The organism is Mesorhizobium sp. M1423, from assembly GCF_040317575.1.
Classification (GTDB): Bacteria; Pseudomonadota; Alphaproteobacteria; order Rhizobiales; family Rhizobiaceae; genus Mesorhizobium.
The window spans coordinates 38,514-53,995 of the sequence record NZ_JAMYKU010000037.1; the positions used below are offsets into that span (position 1 = coordinate 38,514).

14 protein-coding genes and 1 tRNA gene are annotated in these 15,482 nt (G+C 64.6%); 9 read left to right on the top strand and 6 right to left on the bottom strand.

Features of this window, described 5'->3' with window-relative positions; genetic code table 11:
- Nucleotides 1-97: 97 nt before the first annotated feature.
- Nucleotides 98-172: transfer RNA gene (locus tag NKG95_RS30690), tRNA-Gly, on the bottom strand.
- Between the two features lie 231 nt (nt 173-403).
- Between NKG95_RS30690 and NKG95_RS30695 the strand changes: the two genes are divergently transcribed.
- The 4 genes from NKG95_RS30695 (at nt 404) to NKG95_RS30710 (ending at nt 3,257) form a co-directional block, all read left to right on the top strand.
- Nucleotides 404-901 (top strand): prolyl-tRNA synthetase associated domain-containing protein, encoded by a 498-nt coding sequence (locus NKG95_RS30695; RefSeq protein ID WP_352516121.1) that lies wholly within the window; start codon nt 404-406, stop codon nt 899-901.
- A gap of 86 nt (nt 902-987) precedes the next feature.
- Nucleotides 988-1,980 (top strand): thioredoxin, encoded by a 993-nt coding sequence (trxA, locus tag NKG95_RS30700; protein WP_352481097.1) that lies wholly within the window; start codon nt 988-990, stop codon nt 1,978-1,980.
- Between the two features lie 163 nt (nt 1,981-2,143).
- Nucleotides 2,144-2,815: an LON peptidase substrate-binding domain-containing protein gene (locus NKG95_RS30705; protein WP_023720579.1), complete on the top strand. Its 672-nt coding sequence runs from the start codon at nt 2,144-2,146 to the stop codon at nt 2,813-2,815.
- Nucleotides 2,816-3,020: 205 nt separating this feature from the next.
- Nucleotides 3,021-3,257, top strand: coding sequence for a Trm112 family protein (locus NKG95_RS30710; protein ID WP_023720580.1), 237 nt, complete (start codon nt 3,021-3,023; stop codon nt 3,255-3,257).
- A 90-nt stretch (nt 3,258-3,347) separates the two neighbouring features.
- Here NKG95_RS30710 and NKG95_RS30715 read toward each other — a convergent pair whose 3' ends face one another.
- Genes NKG95_RS30715 through NKG95_RS30725 form a run of 3 tightly spaced genes read right to left on the bottom strand, consistent with a single transcriptional unit; the run spans nt 3,348 to nt 9,113 of the window.
- Nucleotides 3,348-6,650 carry an error-prone DNA polymerase gene (locus NKG95_RS30715; protein ID WP_353043328.1) on the bottom strand — a complete coding sequence of 1,101 codons (3,303 nt, stop codon included), beginning with the start codon at nt 6,648-6,650 and terminating at the stop codon, nt 3,348-3,350.
- Nucleotides 6,647-8,125 carry a DUF6504 family protein gene (locus NKG95_RS30720; RefSeq protein ID WP_352845410.1) on the bottom strand — a complete coding sequence of 493 codons (1,479 nt, stop codon included), beginning with the start codon at nt 8,123-8,125 and terminating at the stop codon, nt 6,647-6,649. Before NKG95_RS30720 ends, NKG95_RS30715 begins: the two co-directional genes overlap by 4 nt.
- The gene (locus NKG95_RS30725; protein WP_352641078.1) at nt 8,058-9,113 is read right to left on the bottom strand and encodes an ImuA family protein; all 1,056 of its coding nucleotides are present in this window, start codon (nt 9,111-9,113) and stop codon (nt 8,058-8,060) included. Before NKG95_RS30725 ends, NKG95_RS30720 begins: the two co-directional genes overlap by 68 nt.
- 183 nt (nt 9,114-9,296) lie before the next feature.
- On the opposite strand from NKG95_RS30725, the gene NKG95_RS30730 reads away from it, so the two are divergent.
- Entirely contained in the window at nt 9,297-9,719 is a 423-nt protein-coding gene (locus tag NKG95_RS30730) for a metallopeptidase family protein (RefSeq protein ID WP_353043329.1), read from the top strand.
- 87 nt (nt 9,720-9,806) lie between these two features.
- Here the strand turns inward: NKG95_RS30730 and NKG95_RS30735 are convergent, their stop codons facing one another.
- Both NKG95_RS30735 and NKG95_RS30740 read right to left on the bottom strand, forming a co-directional pair.
- Nucleotides 9,807-10,013 (bottom strand): DUF1737 domain-containing protein, encoded by a 207-nt coding sequence (locus NKG95_RS30735; RefSeq protein ID WP_023721934.1) that lies wholly within the window; start codon nt 10,011-10,013, stop codon nt 9,807-9,809.
- Between the two features lie 24 nt (nt 10,014-10,037).
- On the bottom strand, nt 10,038-10,919 hold the full coding sequence (locus tag NKG95_RS30740; protein ID WP_353043330.1) for an HpcH/HpaI aldolase/citrate lyase family protein: 882 nt from the start codon (nt 10,917-10,919) through the stop codon (nt 10,038-10,040).
- A gap of 277 nt (nt 10,920-11,196) precedes the next feature.
- Here NKG95_RS30740 and NKG95_RS30745 point away from each other — a divergent pair, with 277 nt between their 5' ends.
- From NKG95_RS30745 to NKG95_RS30760, 4 genes are all read left to right on the top strand, one after another.
- Nucleotides 11,197-12,750 carry a DUF4153 domain-containing protein gene (locus NKG95_RS30745; RefSeq protein ID WP_353043331.1) on the top strand — a complete coding sequence of 518 codons (1,554 nt, stop codon included), beginning with the start codon at nt 11,197-11,199 and terminating at the stop codon, nt 12,748-12,750.
- 4 nt (nt 12,751-12,754) lie between these two features.
- Nucleotides 12,755-13,447 carry a response regulator transcription factor gene (locus NKG95_RS30750; protein ID WP_352481091.1) on the top strand — a complete coding sequence of 231 codons (693 nt, stop codon included), beginning with the start codon at nt 12,755-12,757 and terminating at the stop codon, nt 13,445-13,447.
- Entirely contained in the window at nt 13,435-15,021 is a 1,587-nt protein-coding gene (locus tag NKG95_RS30755; RefSeq protein ID WP_352859662.1) for an ATP-binding protein, read from the top strand. Before NKG95_RS30750 ends, NKG95_RS30755 begins: the two co-directional genes overlap by 13 nt.
- A 31-nt stretch (nt 15,022-15,052) precedes the next feature.
- Nucleotides 15,053-15,482 (top strand): FAD-dependent oxidoreductase (locus tag NKG95_RS30760; RefSeq protein WP_353043332.1); only part of this gene is annotated, 430 nt, incomplete at its 3' end.

A 15,482-nucleotide genomic window follows, 5' to 3' on the forward strand; every position in this document is an offset into this window, starting at 1 on the left:
CGCAGCGCCTGCTGGCAAGTGCGTCCTGTGCCGCCCAAATGCGAAAAAGCCGCGGCGGACCGCGGCTTTTCGATGCTTGATTTCCCTTGAGAGAAACTGGAGCGGGTGAAGCGATTCGAACGCTCGACCCCAACCTTGGCAAGGTTGTGCTCTACCCCTGAGCTACACCCGCTCGCGCGGCTTTCGGGCCGCAAGCCGCGCCTATATGGCTGAAGAGCGCGGCGATTGCAACAGGGAATTCTCAGGCTTTTTGCTTCGCCGGCAATGCGGACAAGCCGTCCCGCGACACGTCGCAAGGCAATCACCCCTGCATTGCGCGACGGGCTTGTCTTGGCCGCATCATTGGCCGTAAACGGCGTAGGCCGAACAAGCCGTTGAAAGCGGGCCATCAGAAGAAAGACCGATGCCGAAGACCGAAGCCGACCTTTTCGCCTTTCTTGCCGGACTCGGGATCGAGGTATCGACACAGCGGCATCCGCCGCTGTTCACTGTCGCCGATTCGCAGGTGCTGCGCGGCGAGATCGCCGGCGGCCACACCAAGAACCTGTTCCTCAAGGACAAGAAAGATAATTTCTTCCTAGTCAGCGTCGGCGAGGAGGCGGTGGTCGATCTAAAGCAGATCCATCATCTGATCGGCGCCGCGGGCCGCGTGTCTTTCGGCCGGCCGGAGATGCTGATGGAGCTTCTCGGCGTCGTCCCGGGCGCGGTCACCGTTTTCGGGCTGATCAACGACACGGAGCGAAGGGTCAAGGTCGTTCTCGACGAGGAGCTGATGAGCCATGCTGTGGTCAACGCCCACCCGCTGACCAATGAGGCGACGACTTCCATCGCCGCCACGGACCTGGTCAAATTCGTCGAGGCAACCGGACATGATGCTGTTATCTTGAAAGTCTCGGCATGATCGCCACATGGGTGACTGAAACCGGGTTCTGAAGAAGGATGTTGCGCCTGTCCCTTGGCCGGCGGCGCGACCGAAAGGGCGACGAGATGAGCGATAGCAACCCCTTTGGCCGCCCATTTGGCAGCAATGGCGGTCAGTATGCCACCACCGTGCAGTATGGCGGCACCGATGCCGCGCGTGAGAAGGTCGCACTTGCGGAGGTGCCGGCCGACGTCATCAAGGACACCACGACCGCTGGATTTGCCGCCGACGTCATCCAGGAATCGCGCCGCCAGCCGGTGCTGGTCGATTTCTGGGCGCCATGGTGCGGCCCCTGCAAGCAATTGACCCCGCTGCTGGAAAAGGCGGTGAAAGCCGCCGGCGGCAAGGTCAAGCTGGTCAAGATGAACATCGACGACCATCCATCGATCGCCGGCCAGCTCGGCATCCAGTCGATACCGGCGGTCATTGCCTTCAAGGACGGCCAGCCGGTCGACGGCTTCATGGGCGCCATTCCCGAGAGCCAGATCACGCAATTCATCCAGAAGGTCGGCGGCAAGGATGGTGGCGCACCGCAAGTGGCCGAGGCGCTGGCCGCGGCCGCCGAGGCGCGCGAGGCCGGTGACGTGCAGACCGCGGCCGACATCTACGACGCTATCCTGGAACAGGCGCCGGAGACGATCGAGGCGATCGCCGGCTTGGGCGATCTGCTGTTCGAGGCCGGCGATACCGAAGGTGCCGATGCGATGCTGGCGCGGGCGCCGGAGGCAAAGAAGGATGCGCCGCAGCTCGCCGCGCTGCGCGCCAAGATGGCGCTCGCCGCGCAAGCAGCAGTGCTCGGCAATCCGGCGGAACTGGAACGGCGGCTGGCCGAAAATCCCGGGGATCACCAGGCGCGGTTCGAGCTTGCGATGATCCAGAACGCCAAGGGTGATCGCATGGCGGCGGCCGACAATCTGCTGGCGATCATCAAGGCCGACCGCTCGTGGAACGACGATGGCGCCAGAACCCAGTTGCTGCAGCTCTTCGAGGCATGGGGCATGACCGACGAGGCAACGCTGTCGGCACGGCGCAAACTGTCGTCGCTGCTGTTTTCCTGAGCCGGCGCAGACTGTTTTGTCCGGCGGGCTTGCGGTCGGCGGCGGCTGCGCCAGATTAGGTTTTCGGATGGCATTCGATTTCGGGTTTCCGGTGTCGCGCCTTGTGCCGGCCGGGAGGAGACGGGTTTGGTGCGCTTCCTGACGAAGCGATCGGAGGATTGAGGTGCAGGCGGGAAACGCGCATTACCGACTCGCTGCGGACTTACCGTCGACCATGCCGATCTTTCCGCTTGAGGGCGCATTGCTGCTGCCGGGAGGCCGCATGCCGCTCAACATCTTCGAGCCGCGCTATCTGCAGATGGTCGATGAGGCGATCGCCGGGGCGCGGCTGATCGGCATGATCCAGCCCAGCCTCGACGGTGCGCTGCGTCCCGACGGCGAGCCGGAACTCTGCAATGTCGGCTGTGCCGGGCGCATCATCGCGCTGTCCGAGAGCGGCGACGGTCGTTATCTGATTTCGCTGCAGGGCGTGTGCCGGTTCCGCATTGTCCAGGAACTCACCGTCAGGACGCCGTTTCGCCAGTGCCGGTTGGCACCCTTTCTCACCGATCTCGACGACGACCAGGCGGAAGCCGAGATCGACCGGCCGGCGCTGCTCAAAGCGTTTCGCGCCTATCTGCAGGCCAACGATCTGGAGGCCGACTGGGAAAGCGTCAGCCGCGCCGAAAACGCCATGCTGGTCAACGCGCTGTCGATGATGGCGCCCTACGGGCCGGCCGAGAAACAGGCGCTGCTCGAAGCGGCCGATCTAAAGACACGTGCCGAAACGCTGATCGCCATCACCGAAATGGCGCTGGCGCGCGACAATGAGGATTTCGGTTCGAGTTTGCAGTAGGCTCTTGCCTTCTCCCCTTGTGGGAGAAGGTGGATCGGCGCGTAGCGCCGAGACGGTTGAGGGGTACTGGACGGAGTGCCGTCGGTGCCAAGCTGGAACACCCCTCATCCGACCGAGATTCGCTCGGCCACCTTCTCCTTCAAGGGGAGAAGGGAAGTCCGCGCGCGAAACCCCGAAGCGGTTGCCTTGTGGAAGGACGGATCGAATGGCGGATGGACGTGACGGGAACAGGACTGTCGATCCCAAGCTGCTGGAACTGCTGGCCTGCCCGCTGACCAAGGGGCCGCTTGCCTGGGATCCGGAGCGCGGCGAGCTTGTCTCGCGGGTGGCAAAGCTTGCCTATCCGGTGCGGGACGGCATTCCGATCATGCTGCCATCGGAGGCGCGGGTCATCGCCATAGACGATGCCATGCCACCGCCGCGCCTGGGTGGCTCGGAATAAGGGCCGCTCCGCAGCGATCCTTCGCGCCCCCCTCTGTCCTGCCGTCATCAAATTCCGCACCGCAGCAACGCTCTGACGAAGACAGGGGGCCTATTGAAAATTGCGTCCCTTGGGCATGACCTTCTCCGCCTTTCCCAATAATTCCGTTTGCGCGATGCTGCCCGGCCGAGCCTCGTCTGTACGGCTCGAAGGCTCAGGTCCTGCCTCTTCCAGCAGCACCGACAGCCACGGCGTCAGATCCTCGACCTTCTCGGCGACGATATGGATGACGTCCGATTCCGATTGCAGCTTGCCGGTGACGCGGATGAGACGTGCGCCCATGACGATGGGGCGGAAGCGGTCGAAAGTCCTTTCCCAGAAAATGATGTTGGCGACCGCATTCTCGTCTTCCAGCGTCAGGAAAATCGCCTTGCCATTGCCCGGCCGCTGCCGCACCAGCACGAGGCCGGCGACCGAAACGCGCCGGCCGTCCCGCACCTGGCCGAGCCGCGCATTGGGCGTGACGCCGGACCGATCCAGCCTTTGACGCAGGAAGGCGACCGGGTGCGCCTTCAGCGACAGGCCGAGCGAGCGGTAGTCGTGGACGACGTGCTCGCCGAGCGGCATTGTCGGGAGCCGGGTTTCAGGCTCGAGATCGCGCAAGCGGATCGCCGGCTGATCGAACAGCGGCAGCTTTTCGGCGGCACTCTTGCCGTCGAGCGCGCGGACCGCCCATAGAGCGTCGCGGCGGTTCAATCCAAGCGAGCGGAAGGCGTCGGCCTGCGCCAGCTTTTCGATCTCGTCGACGTTGAGGCCCGAGCGCAGCCAGACATCGCGCACGGATGTGTAGCCGTCGCCGCGCCTCACCACAAATGCTTCCATGCGCTCCTTCGACAGGCCTTTGACCTGGCGAAAGCCAAGCCGGACGGCATGGCTGGTCCGGATGACACCGCGCATTTGAACATGGCGGTCGAGAATGCGGGCCGGATCGAAAGGCGATTGCTCCAAGGCGCAATCCCAGCCGGAAAAGTTGACGTCGACCTCTCGGATCTCGACGCCATGATCATGCGCGTCGCGGACAAGCTGAGCCGGCTGGTAAAAACCCATCGGCTGGGAATTCAGAATCGCGGCGCAGAACACGTCGGGATAGAAGGTCTTGAACCAGCAGGAGGCATAGACCAGCAGGGCGAAGGAGGCGGCATGGCTTTCGGGAAAGCCGTATTCGCCAAAGCCCTCGATCTGCTTGAAGCAACGCTCGGCGAAGTCTTTTTCGTAGCCCTTGGCAACCATGCCGTCGACCATCCTCTTGCGGTAATTGCCGATCGTGCCGGTGCGCTTGAAGGTGGCCATGGCGCGGCGCAATTCATCGGCCTCGCCCGGCCTGAAGCCGCCGGCAACGATGGCAATCTTCATTGCCTGTTCCTGGAACAGCGGCACGCCCAGCGTCCTGCCGAGTATTTTTTCCAGTTCCGGCTTCGGGTATTCGGGCTTTTCCTTGCCTTGCCGGCGGCGCAGATAAGGGTGGACCATGTCACCCTGGATCGGGCCGGGCCGCACGATTGCCACCTCGATGACGAGATCGTAGAAGTTTTTCGGCCGCAGCCGCGGCAGCATCGACATCTGCGCGCGCGATTCGATCTGGAAGACGCCGATCGTGTCGGCGCGGCAGATCATGTCGTAAACATGTTTGTCCTCGGCCGGGAGAGTGGCCAACACATAGGGTTGGCCATATGCGTCCCGCGCCTCGGGATAATGATCCTGGAGCAGGGTGAAGGCGCGCTGCAGGCAGGTCAGCATGCCGAGCGCCAGCACGTCCACTTTAAGGATTTTCACCGCGTCGAGGTCGTCCTTGTCCCACTCGACCATCTTGCGCTCGTCCATCGCCGTCTTGACGATGGGTACGATCTCGTCGAGCCGGTCCCTTGTGATGACGAAACCGCCGACATGCTGCGACAAATGGCGGGGAAAGCCCATGATCTCGTTGGCGCATTCGATCACATGCCTTGTCGAGGGATCGGTCTGATCGAGGCCGCCGGCTTTTGTCTCCTTTTCGCCGAGCTCCGAGGTCGACCAGCCCCAGATCGAACTGGACAGCGCGCTCCGGACGTCGTCCGACAGGCCCATCGCCTTGGCCACTTCGCGCACCGCAGAGCGGCCGCGGTAGCTGACGACGGCGGCGGCCAGCGCGGTGCGCTTGGTGCTGTATTTGGAATAGATGTACTGGATGACCTCCTCGCGCTTTTCATGCTCGAAATCGACATCGATGTCGGGCGGCTCGTTTCTTTCTTCGGAAATGAAGCGCTCGAAAAGCGTGTCGATCTTGTCCGGGCCAACTTCGGTGATGCCGATGCAGAAGCAGACGATCGAGTTGGCGGCGGAGCCGCGCCCCTGGCAGAGAATGTTCTGGCTGCGGGCGAATTTGACGATGTCGTAGACAGTCAGGAAATAGCGCGCGTAGTTCAGGCGATCGATCAGAGCGAGCTCCTCCTCGATGCGCTGCGTCACAAAAGCGGGCACGCCCGAGGGGTAGCGGATGGCGGCCCCCTCCTTGGCCAGCCTTTCCAGCTCGGCCTGTGGCCCGAGGCCCGATTCCGTCGGCTCGTCGGGGTAGTTGTATTGCAGGTCACTGAGCGAGAAGCTCAGCTCGCCGGCAAAACGCAGCGTTTCCGCCAGCGCTTGCGGATGCCTGCGGAAAAGCCGTGCCATCTCCAGCGGTAGCTTTAAATGACGCTCGGCATTGGCCGCCAGTTCCAGCCCCACCTCGGCGACGGGCACATTGAGGCGGATCGCCGTCAGCACGTCCTGCAGCGGGCGCCGTTCCGACGTATGGTAGAGCACATCGTTGGTCGCCATCAGCGGGATGCCGGCCAGTTCGGCCATCGCCGCCGCCTGCTCGATACGGAAGCGGTCGCTGCCGCGGTAATCCGGCGAAACAGCAAACCGCAGGCTTTCGCCGAAGCGATCCGTGAGCCGGCTAAGCACAGCAAGGCTATCGGCCGCGCCCGTCGACACATCCGGCAGGATGGCCAGCGACAAGAGATCGCCCCATTCGAGAAGATCGCTTTGTTTGAGAAGCGTTGCTCCCTTTTCGTTTTCGTCGCGCAAATTGGCCTGCGTCAGCATGCGGCAGAGATGGCCCCAGCCCTTGCGGTTCTGCGGGTAAGCGAGAATGTCCGGCGTGCCGTCGCAAAATACCAGGCGGCAGCCGGGATGATAGGAAACACCCTCCACCTTGGCCTGCTGCCAGGCGCGCACGACGCCCGCCACCGTATTGCGGTCGGCGAGCCCGATCGCTGAAAACCCCATGAATTTCGCCGCGACCACCAGCTCCTCCGGTTTCGAGGCGCCGCGCAGGAACGAGAAGTTCGACTGGATGCCGAATTCGGCATAGGGAACGGCTGTCAGCGCATTCATGCGAAGACTCCATGCATGAACCAGCGCGGAGCGGGCTGCGAGGCGCCGTAGAGGCCTTGGCGGTAAAGCCAGTAACGGCGGCCGTCGGCATCCTCGATGCGGAAATAGTCCCGGGTCGGCGCATCTTCCCGTCCCGCCGCCTCTCGCCACCATTCAGGCGCAATGCGCTCCGGCCCTTCGGCGCGCGCGACCCGGTAGAGCGCGCGCCGCCAGCGGAAGTTCAAAGGTGGGCCATCCGGCATTTCGGTGGCCGGCACCTCGATCGGCTCGGGCGAACGGAAAAGCCGGATCGGCCGTTCCGGCTGGAAGACGGTCGTGGGAGCATCCTTCACCTTGTCCGGCTGCTTCGGCGGCGAGCTTCTCTGCGGCGCTTCGGCGAAGGGAATGGCGGCGACGGCGCGCTCCGGCAGATGGCTCTCGACGGCGACCGGCTTCAAGACCGCGCCTTCGCCGAGCCGGGCGCGGATGCGGTCGGCAAAAAGCGCGATGTCGGCGCCCCCGTCGTTCGTCTCGCCGGCAAGGTCTGCCTGCTGCATGTCGAAGGCGGCGGCGGTCAGCACCGAGAGGCGCACGAGATCGAAACCATAGCCGGCGTCGATATCCTGTTCGAGCGCGGCAAGCCTTTCGTGAAACAATTTCTGGATCAGCAGCGGCTCGCGCAAAGGTCGCGAGGTGCCGACGGCGATGCGGCTGACGCCGCCATCGACGCGAAAGAGCAGCAGCGCCAGCCGCCTTGCGCCCTCGCCGCGACGCTCGAGGTCCTTCTTCAATGTGGCCGCCAGCATGCCTGTCAGCCGCTCGATGTCCTCGGTCAGCATGATCGGCTCGGCGAGGTGGCGTTCGACCGAAAGCGGCGCGACCGGCAGGCGCGGCGACACGGCTTCGTCGAGGCGGCCGAGCGCCTGGTCGAGGCGCAATAGCAGCGATGCGCCGAAGCGGCGGGCCAGCGGCGCGCGCGGTGCCGCCATGACGGCGCCCGCCGTGCGCAGGCCGACGCTTTCGAGGCTGGCGCGGACCTCTGGATCGATGCGCAGTGCCGCCAACGGCAAGGGCGCGAGAAGCGCTTCCTCCTCACCATCGGGAACGATGCGGTCGCCGGCAAACCGCGCCGCCGCCCAGGCCGAGCCCGGCGTGGCGGCAAGCCCGGCGCGGACATCGAAGCCCTGATGGAAAAAACGCGACAGGATGTCGTCCAGCATCGAGCGTTCGCCGCCGAAAAGATGGGTGCAGCCGGTGACGTCGAGATAGAGGCCATCGGCCCCGTCGAGCGCCACCAGCGGGGTATAGCGGTCGCACCAGTCGGCGAGGCCTTCGAGCAGGCGCCGGTCGGCTTCCGGATCGGCCTCCACGATGTCGATCGAGGGATGCATGGCGCGTGCATCGGCTATGCCCATGCCGCGTTTCAGGTTAAGCGCCTCGGCCCGCTCGTCGAGGGCGGCGATGCGCTGGGCGTTCCGGTCGCGGTGACTGATCACCAGCGGCAGGTGATCCGACGGCCGGGAACGCCAGGACCGCCCCAGGCGCTGCCGCAGGATCCTCTCGGCGGCGAGATGTGGAAACCACAGGGACAGGATTCTTTGCCCATTCCTCGCCCCGTCTTTCTTCGAATATGCGTTCATCGGGGTTCCACTCCAGTGTGAATTTTCCGGGCAAGGCAGTGCGGCTCTTGCCGATGGTGATGGTGAAGGCGGGCCGGCCGATCGAGCCGGCGAGCGGCCCGGCGATCGTCTCGCGCGCTGCCGCCGGTGCCGCCGACAGGATGAGGCGGACGGGCGCTGCCGTCGGCTCGGGCTCGCCGGCCTGGCGCAGCAGGAACAGCGGCCGGCCGGCACTCTGCGCCCGGGCGTGCAGCCGCCGCGTCGCGGTGAGATCCAGCCGCTGCGGGTTGCCACGGATTTCGAGGATGACTGCGGCCAGCGCCGTCATCCTGGCGGCCTCCTCGGCGACCCACAGCGCATCGAGCAGCCTTGGCGCCTCGGAAAACAGCAATTGCTCCGGCTCGATGCCGAAGAAGGCGTGAAGCCCCCCGGCATAGGGAAAGCCGGCCTCGCGGAAAACCTCGGATGTGCCGATCCACAGCACCGGCAGTCGCGGCCCCTGGCTGAGGATCAGGCTGATGAGCGACAGGACAAAACCGGCGACTGCTCCGGCATCGCGGGTCGCGGCGCCATGAAACTCGCTCAGCGCCGCCTTCGGCAGGCCGCCGCTCAGCGCAGCATCGAGGCGCTCGGCACCGGTGCGCAAAAACGCATCGGGCGGCGCCACGGCGAGGCCGCGACGGACAATCGTCAGATTCCGAGCGGGTGTCGGATTCCGAGAGGATGCCAGACTCTGGCGAGGCACATCCGCGTCAAACGACGAACCGGCCGGCGCTTCCAGGCGCTCGGACAAGGTCCCTTCGATCTTCGCGATCTGGCGGCGCAGGGCAAAAACAGTCTCCCGCGCCACGGCGCTTGTCGCCATGACGGTCAGCTTCCACTCACAATTGTTCCTGTTATGTTCCTATAGATTCCAGAGGGCGGCCAAAGAGTCAAGCGGAGTCATGGGGAATTTATTCCTGCCTTGATGGCATGGTCCGGGCGCTCCAGCCCGACCATTTGCCGAGTCCGGCCCGAAAGCCTATATGCCGGGATCAAAGGACAAAGCATGGCTCGCATCTACCAAACACGCATCTGGCACGACCAGCTTTCGCCAACGATGGAGGAAATCGAGCTCCTGGCGCTGGAGGCCTATGCCCATCTGCCGGAGGAGTTTCGCAAGCTGACCGGCGAGATCGTCATTCAGATCGCCGAATTCCCGACCGACGAGATCATGGACGACCTTTCGCTGGAAACGCCCTTCGACCTGCTCGGCCTGTTCGAGGGGCGCGGCATCGCCGAGCGCTGGAATCCGCAGACCGGCCAAGGCCCGAACCGGATCACGCTCTACCGCCGCGCCATCCTCGACTACTGGGCCGAGAACGAGGAGACGCTGGGCGACATCGTCACCCATGTGCTGATCCATGAGATCGGTCACCATTTCGGCCTGTCGGACGATGATATGGAGAAGATCGAAGAGGCAGCGGAGTGACGTCGTTTTGACTGGAGAGCGCAGCGTTCCTTCGCGCCAGCGTCCAGAAGTGTCCCGCATTCGCGGGCACCCGAAGCGATGTCAGCGCTACCAGTCGCTGAGCTTGGTGTCGGGGCCGTATTCCTGGCCTTCGATGTCCTTCACCACCGCCTGGCCGCAGCGCATGGTCTTGGCATTCTTGTCATAGGCATAGGTCGGCGAGCCGAACAGGTGCCAGCCCTTGTTGAGCGCCGCCGTCACCTTGTGGCAGAAGCTGGCGTCGTCCGGGCCGGACAAAAAGCGGTAGAGTTTCATTTTCAATCCCGTCGTGAGTTGCAATCATGCGCGAACAGCGGCGGCCTTCGCCAGCAGTTTTTCGGCCTGCGCCAGATGCAGCCGCTCGACCATCTTTCCGTTCAGCGCAATCACCGCCTTGCCGGTATTTTCGGCGAGCGCGAAGGCATCCTTGATCGCGCCCGCCTCGGCCATCGCTTCAGGCGAAGGCGCAAAGGCCCGGTTTGCGGCCTCGATCTGGGCCGGATGGATCAGCGATTTGCCGTCGAAGCCCATGGCGGCCGCTTCCGTGCACTCGCGCGCAAACCCGTCCATATCGCTAAAATCATTGAAGACGCCGTCGAGCAGGTCGAGGCCGCCGGCGCGCGCGGCGAGCACCATCTGCATCAGCCACGGCACGAGATAGCGCCGGTCGGGCGTGGTGAGAATTCCGGTGTCCTTGATCAGATCATTCGTTCCGGCAACGAAACAAACCAGTCGAGAGGCTGGGTCGCGGCCAAGCTCGGCGATCGGGCCTATGTTGAGCAGCGCCTTGGGTGTCTCGATCATCGCCCATAGCTTGACCTCGTCCGGCCCAAAATTGTCGTCGAGAACGTCACCGGCCTCGAGAATGTCGCGCGGCGTGTCGACCTTGGGCAGCAGGATGGCGTCGGGAGCGCATTTTGCCGCAGCCAGCAGATCGTCGGCGCCCCATTCGCTCGACAGCGCATTGATGCGCACAACCATCTCGCAGCGCCGGTTGGAACGGCCGGCGAAAATCCCCGCCAGTTTTTCGCGCGCGGAAAGCTTGTCGGCCGGGGCGACGGCGTCCTCGAGATCGATGACGACGGCATCGCAGGCCAGCGACCGGATCTTGGCCAATGCCTTGTCGTTCGAAGCCGGGACGTAAAGCACCGAGCGGCGCGGGCGGGAGGGTTCGGCAGTCATGTCCGATCTATGCCGCCTGCAGACGGCCGAGGCAAGCGTGCATAAAAACTGCACGCAATTTCGGAAAATCTCCTCGTCTCCGCCCCGCTTGCCACCCGACAGAATGCGACAAGGGCGGCATGCAAGAGCAAACAAATTGCCGTTGGTCCCTGCCGTACCGGCTTCGCCGCGACAGCTGGTGGCTTGTCGATCCGCCCCCGGCAAACCTCCTCCCTTTCGTCCGCAAATCCCCGCCCAGATATTCCGGCCGCATCAAAGCGGCCGAGAAAGCCCGATCATGACAGCGTTCCTCACGCCGGCGCCGAGCTATTGCAGCCGCTTCGGCGTTGGCGTCCTGCTCGTCGCGCTGGCCGATTTTTTCTTCTATAGCCAACCGGCCGGCATCACGCTTTTCCTGTTCGGCGTTGCGATTGCCACCACGAGCATGGCTGTCCATCCTCTCGGCTCCTTCAACGATGGCAGGCCCTGGTTCAAGCCAGTTGCGCTGCTTGTGGCGCTGCTGCCGCTCGCGGAAAATGTCAGTGCGCTGTCCGTCTCGATCGGGCTGGCGGCGCTGGCCGTCTTCGCGCTTTCGCTGGCCGGGCGGTTGAACCACGGGGTTGCCCGCATTGCCGGCCAACTCTCGCTATTCCTGCTTGCAACGCCCTTTCGGTTCGTCCTGGATTTCTTTCGCTGGCGTAAGGCGGCCCGGCAGCTTGGCCGACGGCGCGTGCGCCTTGCGACGATTGCCGTCTGGGTCATGCCGCTAAGCCTCGGCGCGGTGTTTCTCGCGCTGTTCGGCGCCGCCAATCCGGTCGTCGAATACTGGCTGTCGCTGATCGACCTAATGGCACTGCTCGAGCTCATCCAGCTGCCGCGTCTCGCCTTCTGGCTGTTCGTGCTGGTCGGCGTCTGGGCCTTTCTGCGCCCGCGCCTACCGCGCTTTCTCCGCTCCATTCCGCGTGTGCTGTCGCCTGTGCCTGTCGGCCGGGCGACGACAAAACCCGCCAAGGCGATCGAGGACATCATCTTCGGCAAGGCCGCGATTCTTCGTGCGCTGGTCGTCTTCAACATCCTTTTCGCGATGCAGACCGCGCTCGACGCCACCTATCTGTGGGGCGGCATCGCGCTTCCCGACGGGCTGACCTACGCCGCCTATGCGCATCGCGGCGCCTATCCCTTGATCATCACAGCGCTGCTCGCAGCTGGCTTCGTCCTGGCGGCGCTGCGGCCGGGCAGCACGACCTCCAGCGATCCGCTCATCCGCCGGCTGGTCTACGTCTGGGTGGCGCAGAACATCGTGCTGGTCATCTCGTCGATCCTGCGGCTCGACCTCTATATCGGCATCTACGCGCTGACCTACTGGCGCATCGCCGCCTTCGTCTGGATGGGACTGGTGGCGGCGGGCCTTGCCCTGATCATCGCCCGCATCGCGTTCGAAAAATCCAATGAATGGCTGCTTTCCGCCAATCTTCTGACGCTTTCAATGACGCTCTATGCCTGCTGCTTCGTGAACTTCGCGGCGCTGATCGCCAACTACAATGTCGAGCACTCATTCGAAATGACCGGCCAAGGCACCGAACTCGATTTCTGGTATCTGCGTACGCTCGGTCCCAGCGCCTGGCCGGCGCTCGACCGTTTCCTCGAGCATCAGGGCAGGACGAATGCGGCCAGCGTTTCCTCGTACCGCGAACTCGCCCGTTTGCTTGGGCAGGACGAGGCCCGCTACCGCGCCGGCCTAGAAAACTGGCGCGCCTGGAGCTTTCGCGACTGGCGGCGCCTTCGTGCTCTCGACACACGTATCCCGTTCGTGGTTCCTCCGATGTCCGAACCCTTCATGCCGGGCCGCTGATTTGATGCCGCACCACATACTGGTCGCCGACGACGATCCGCACATTCGCGAAATCATCTGCTTCGCGCTCGAAAAGGCCGGCATGAAGACGCTGGCGGTGCCGGACGGCGCGGCTGCCTTGCAGGCGATCGAACGCCGCGCGCCCGATCTCGTCGTGCTCGACATCGGCATGCCGGAAATGGACGGGCTGGAAGTGTGCCGGCGGCTGCGCCACACATCCGACGTGCCGGTGCTGTTCCTGTCAGCGCGGGATGAAGAGATCGACCGCATCCTCGGGCTGGAAATGGGCGGCGACGACTATGTCACCAAGCCGTTCAGCCCGCGCGAGCTGGTCGCCCGCGTCAACGTCATCCTGCGCCGCGCCCGGCCTGCGCCCGAACATGCCGACGATCGGCAATTCTCGCATGGCAGACTGGCCTTAGTGCCGGCAAGCCATACAGCCAGCTTCGACGGCAAGCCGCTGGTGCTGACGGGCATCGAATTCGCGATCCTGAAAGGGTTTTTGGCGCGTCCCGCGCATGTGCTCGGCCGCGACATGGTGATGGCTAATGCCTATGCTGCCAATATCCACGTCGCCGACCGCACCGTCGACAGCCATGTCCGCAACATCCGCGCCAAGCTGGCGGCGGTCGGCTGCGTCGATGCAATCGAGACCGTGCATGGCGTCGGCTTCCGGCTCGGCAAATGCGGCGCGTGAGCGCCCAAGAACGGATTGGCAGCAAATGGCGGCCACGGCTTGCCACGGTCGTCATTGCCATCCTGATCATGGTGATGGCACTGCCGCTGGCCGGCCTGTTCTTCTTCCGGCTGTACGAGAACCAGCTGATCCGCCAGACCGAGGCCGAGCTGATCGCGCAAGGTGCCGCCCTTGCCGCGATCTATGCGCTAGAGGTCCGTGAGGCCGGCCTTGCCCCGGAAAAGCTCGGCACACCCATGCCTCCACCCAGTACAAGGGATCGGGCTTCTGCCTACCAGCCGATCGAACCGCGCCTCGATCTTGCGTCCGACAGGATACTGCCGACCCGGCCCGCGGCCACGGCGGCCAGCGTCGATCCTGCCTTCGCGGCAATCGGCGCGCGGCTGTCGGGCATTCTTGCCGAGACGCAGAAAACCACGCTGGCCGGCTTTCGGCTGCTCGATCCCAGCGGCGTGGTCATTGCCGGCCGCGAGGAGGCCGGCCTGTCGCTCGCCGCGGTCGAAGAGGTTCGCGCAGCGCTTGCCGGCCGCTACGCCAGCGCGCTCAGGCTGCGGGTTCCCGACCAGCCATCGCCGCCGCTCTATTCGGTCAGCCGCGGCACCAAAGTCCGCGTCTTCGTCGCCATACCAGTTGCGGTCTCCGGCAAGGTCGCCGGCGTGGTCTATCTGTCGCGGACGCCGAACAACATCGTCAAGCATCTCTTTGGCGAGCGCGGCAAGGTGGCGCTGGCGGCAATCGCCATCCTCGGCGGCACGCTGCTGATCGGGCTGGTCTTCCTGCGCACCGTCAGCCGGCCGATCTATGCCCTGATCGAGCGCACCGAGCGCATCGCCGCCGGCGACCGTGAGGCGATCAGGCCGCTTGATCACCACGGCACGCGCGAAATGGCGGCGCTCTCCGCGGCCTTCCTCGACATGGCCGAAAAGCTGCATGCGCGCTCCGACAGCATCCAGACCTTCGCCACCCACGTCTCGCACGAACTCAAATCGCCGCTGACGGCGATCCAGGGGGCAGCCGAACTGCTGCGCGATTCGGGCGGCGCGATGGACGAGGCCGAGCGGCGGCGTTTTTCAGACAATATCGTCACCGATGCCGGCCGGCTCAATCTGCTGGTGCGCCGCCTGCTTGACCTTGCGCGTGCCGAAAATCTCGAGCCCAGCGGCCAAGGCACATCACTCGCTCCGGCACTGGCGCTGCTGCCGGCCGACCACAGGCTGGCGGTGCGCCTCGAGGCGGGCGCCGATATCGGCCTGCGCATATCGGCCGAAAACGCCGCGATCGTGTTGGCCAATCTCATCGACAATTCGGCGCGACACGGCGCGACGCTGGTCTCGGTCACGGCAGCAAGCGCGGACGGCAAGGCCACCATTGTGGTGGACGATGACGGCGCCGGCATTTCGCCCAGCAACCGAGGCCGCATCTTCGAGCCGTTCTTCACCACGCGCCGCGATTCCGGCGGCACCGGCATGGGCCTCGGCATCGTGCTGGCCCTCCTGAAAGCGCATGATGGCACGATCCGGCTGGTTGACTCGGCGAGCGGCACGCGCTTCGAGATCATCCTGCCGGCGGCGTGACTCGGCGGTTCAGACCGGAAGGGCGAAAAAGGTGCATTACGACATCATCATCATCGGCGGAGCCATCGTCGGCTCCTCGGTCGCCTATTATCTGCGCGAGGAAGGGTTTTCGGGCCCGATCGCGGTTGTCGAGCGCGACCCGCAATTTTCCCATGCGGCGACAACGCTGTCCTGCGCCTCCATCCGCCAGCAGTTCTCGATCCCTGAAAACATCCGGCTGTCGCAGTTCACGCTGAAACTGTTCCGGCGGTTGAAGGAAGAATTCGGGGCGGACGCCGATATCGGCTTTCGCGAAGGCGGCTATCTGATCCTTGCCGGCGAAAACGGGCTGCCGATCCTGCAGGCCAACCACGAGGCGCAGATGGCCGAGGGCGCCGACATCGTGCTCGAGGATGCCGAGGCGCTTGTTCGTCGGTTTCCGTGGCTATCGGCCGAGGGTATCACTGCCGGGGCCTACGGCC

Bases quoted from the DNA above. Each gene is read 5' to 3' on its own strand.
- NKG95_RS30750 (WP_352481091.1), top strand. From the start codon at position 12,755: ATGCCGCACCACATACTGGTCGCCGACGACGATCCGCACATTCGCGAA.
- NKG95_RS30755 (WP_352859662.1), top strand. From the start codon at position 13,435: ATGCGGCGCGTGAGCGCCCAAGAACGGATTGGCAGCAAATGGCGGCCA.
- trxA (WP_352481097.1), top strand. From the start codon at position 988: ATGAGCGATAGCAACCCCTTTGGCCGCCCATTTGGCAGCAATGGCGGT.
- NKG95_RS30725 (WP_352641078.1), bottom strand. From the start codon at position 9,113: ATGGCGACAAGCGCCGTGGCGCGGGAGACTGTTTTTGCCCTGCGCCGC.
- NKG95_RS30745 (WP_353043331.1), top strand. From the start codon at position 11,197: ATGACAGCGTTCCTCACGCCGGCGCCGAGCTATTGCAGCCGCTTCGGC.
- NKG95_RS30740 (WP_353043330.1), bottom strand. From the start codon at position 10,919: ATGACTGCCGAACCCTCCCGCCCGCGCCGCTCGGTGCTTTACGTCCCG.
- NKG95_RS30715 (WP_353043328.1), bottom strand. From the start codon at position 6,650: ATGAATGCGCTGACAGCCGTTCCCTATGCCGAATTCGGCATCCAGTCG.
- NKG95_RS30710 (WP_023720580.1), top strand. From the start codon at position 3,021: ATGGCGGATGGACGTGACGGGAACAGGACTGTCGATCCCAAGCTGCTG.
- NKG95_RS30735 (WP_023721934.1), bottom strand. From the start codon at position 10,013: ATGAAACTCTACCGCTTTTTGTCCGGCCCGGACGACGCCAGCTTCTGC.
- NKG95_RS30730 (WP_353043329.1), top strand. From the start codon at position 9,297: ATGGCTCGCATCTACCAAACACGCATCTGGCACGACCAGCTTTCGCCA.
- NKG95_RS30695 (WP_352516121.1), top strand. From the start codon at position 404: ATGCCGAAGACCGAAGCCGACCTTTTCGCCTTTCTTGCCGGACTCGGG.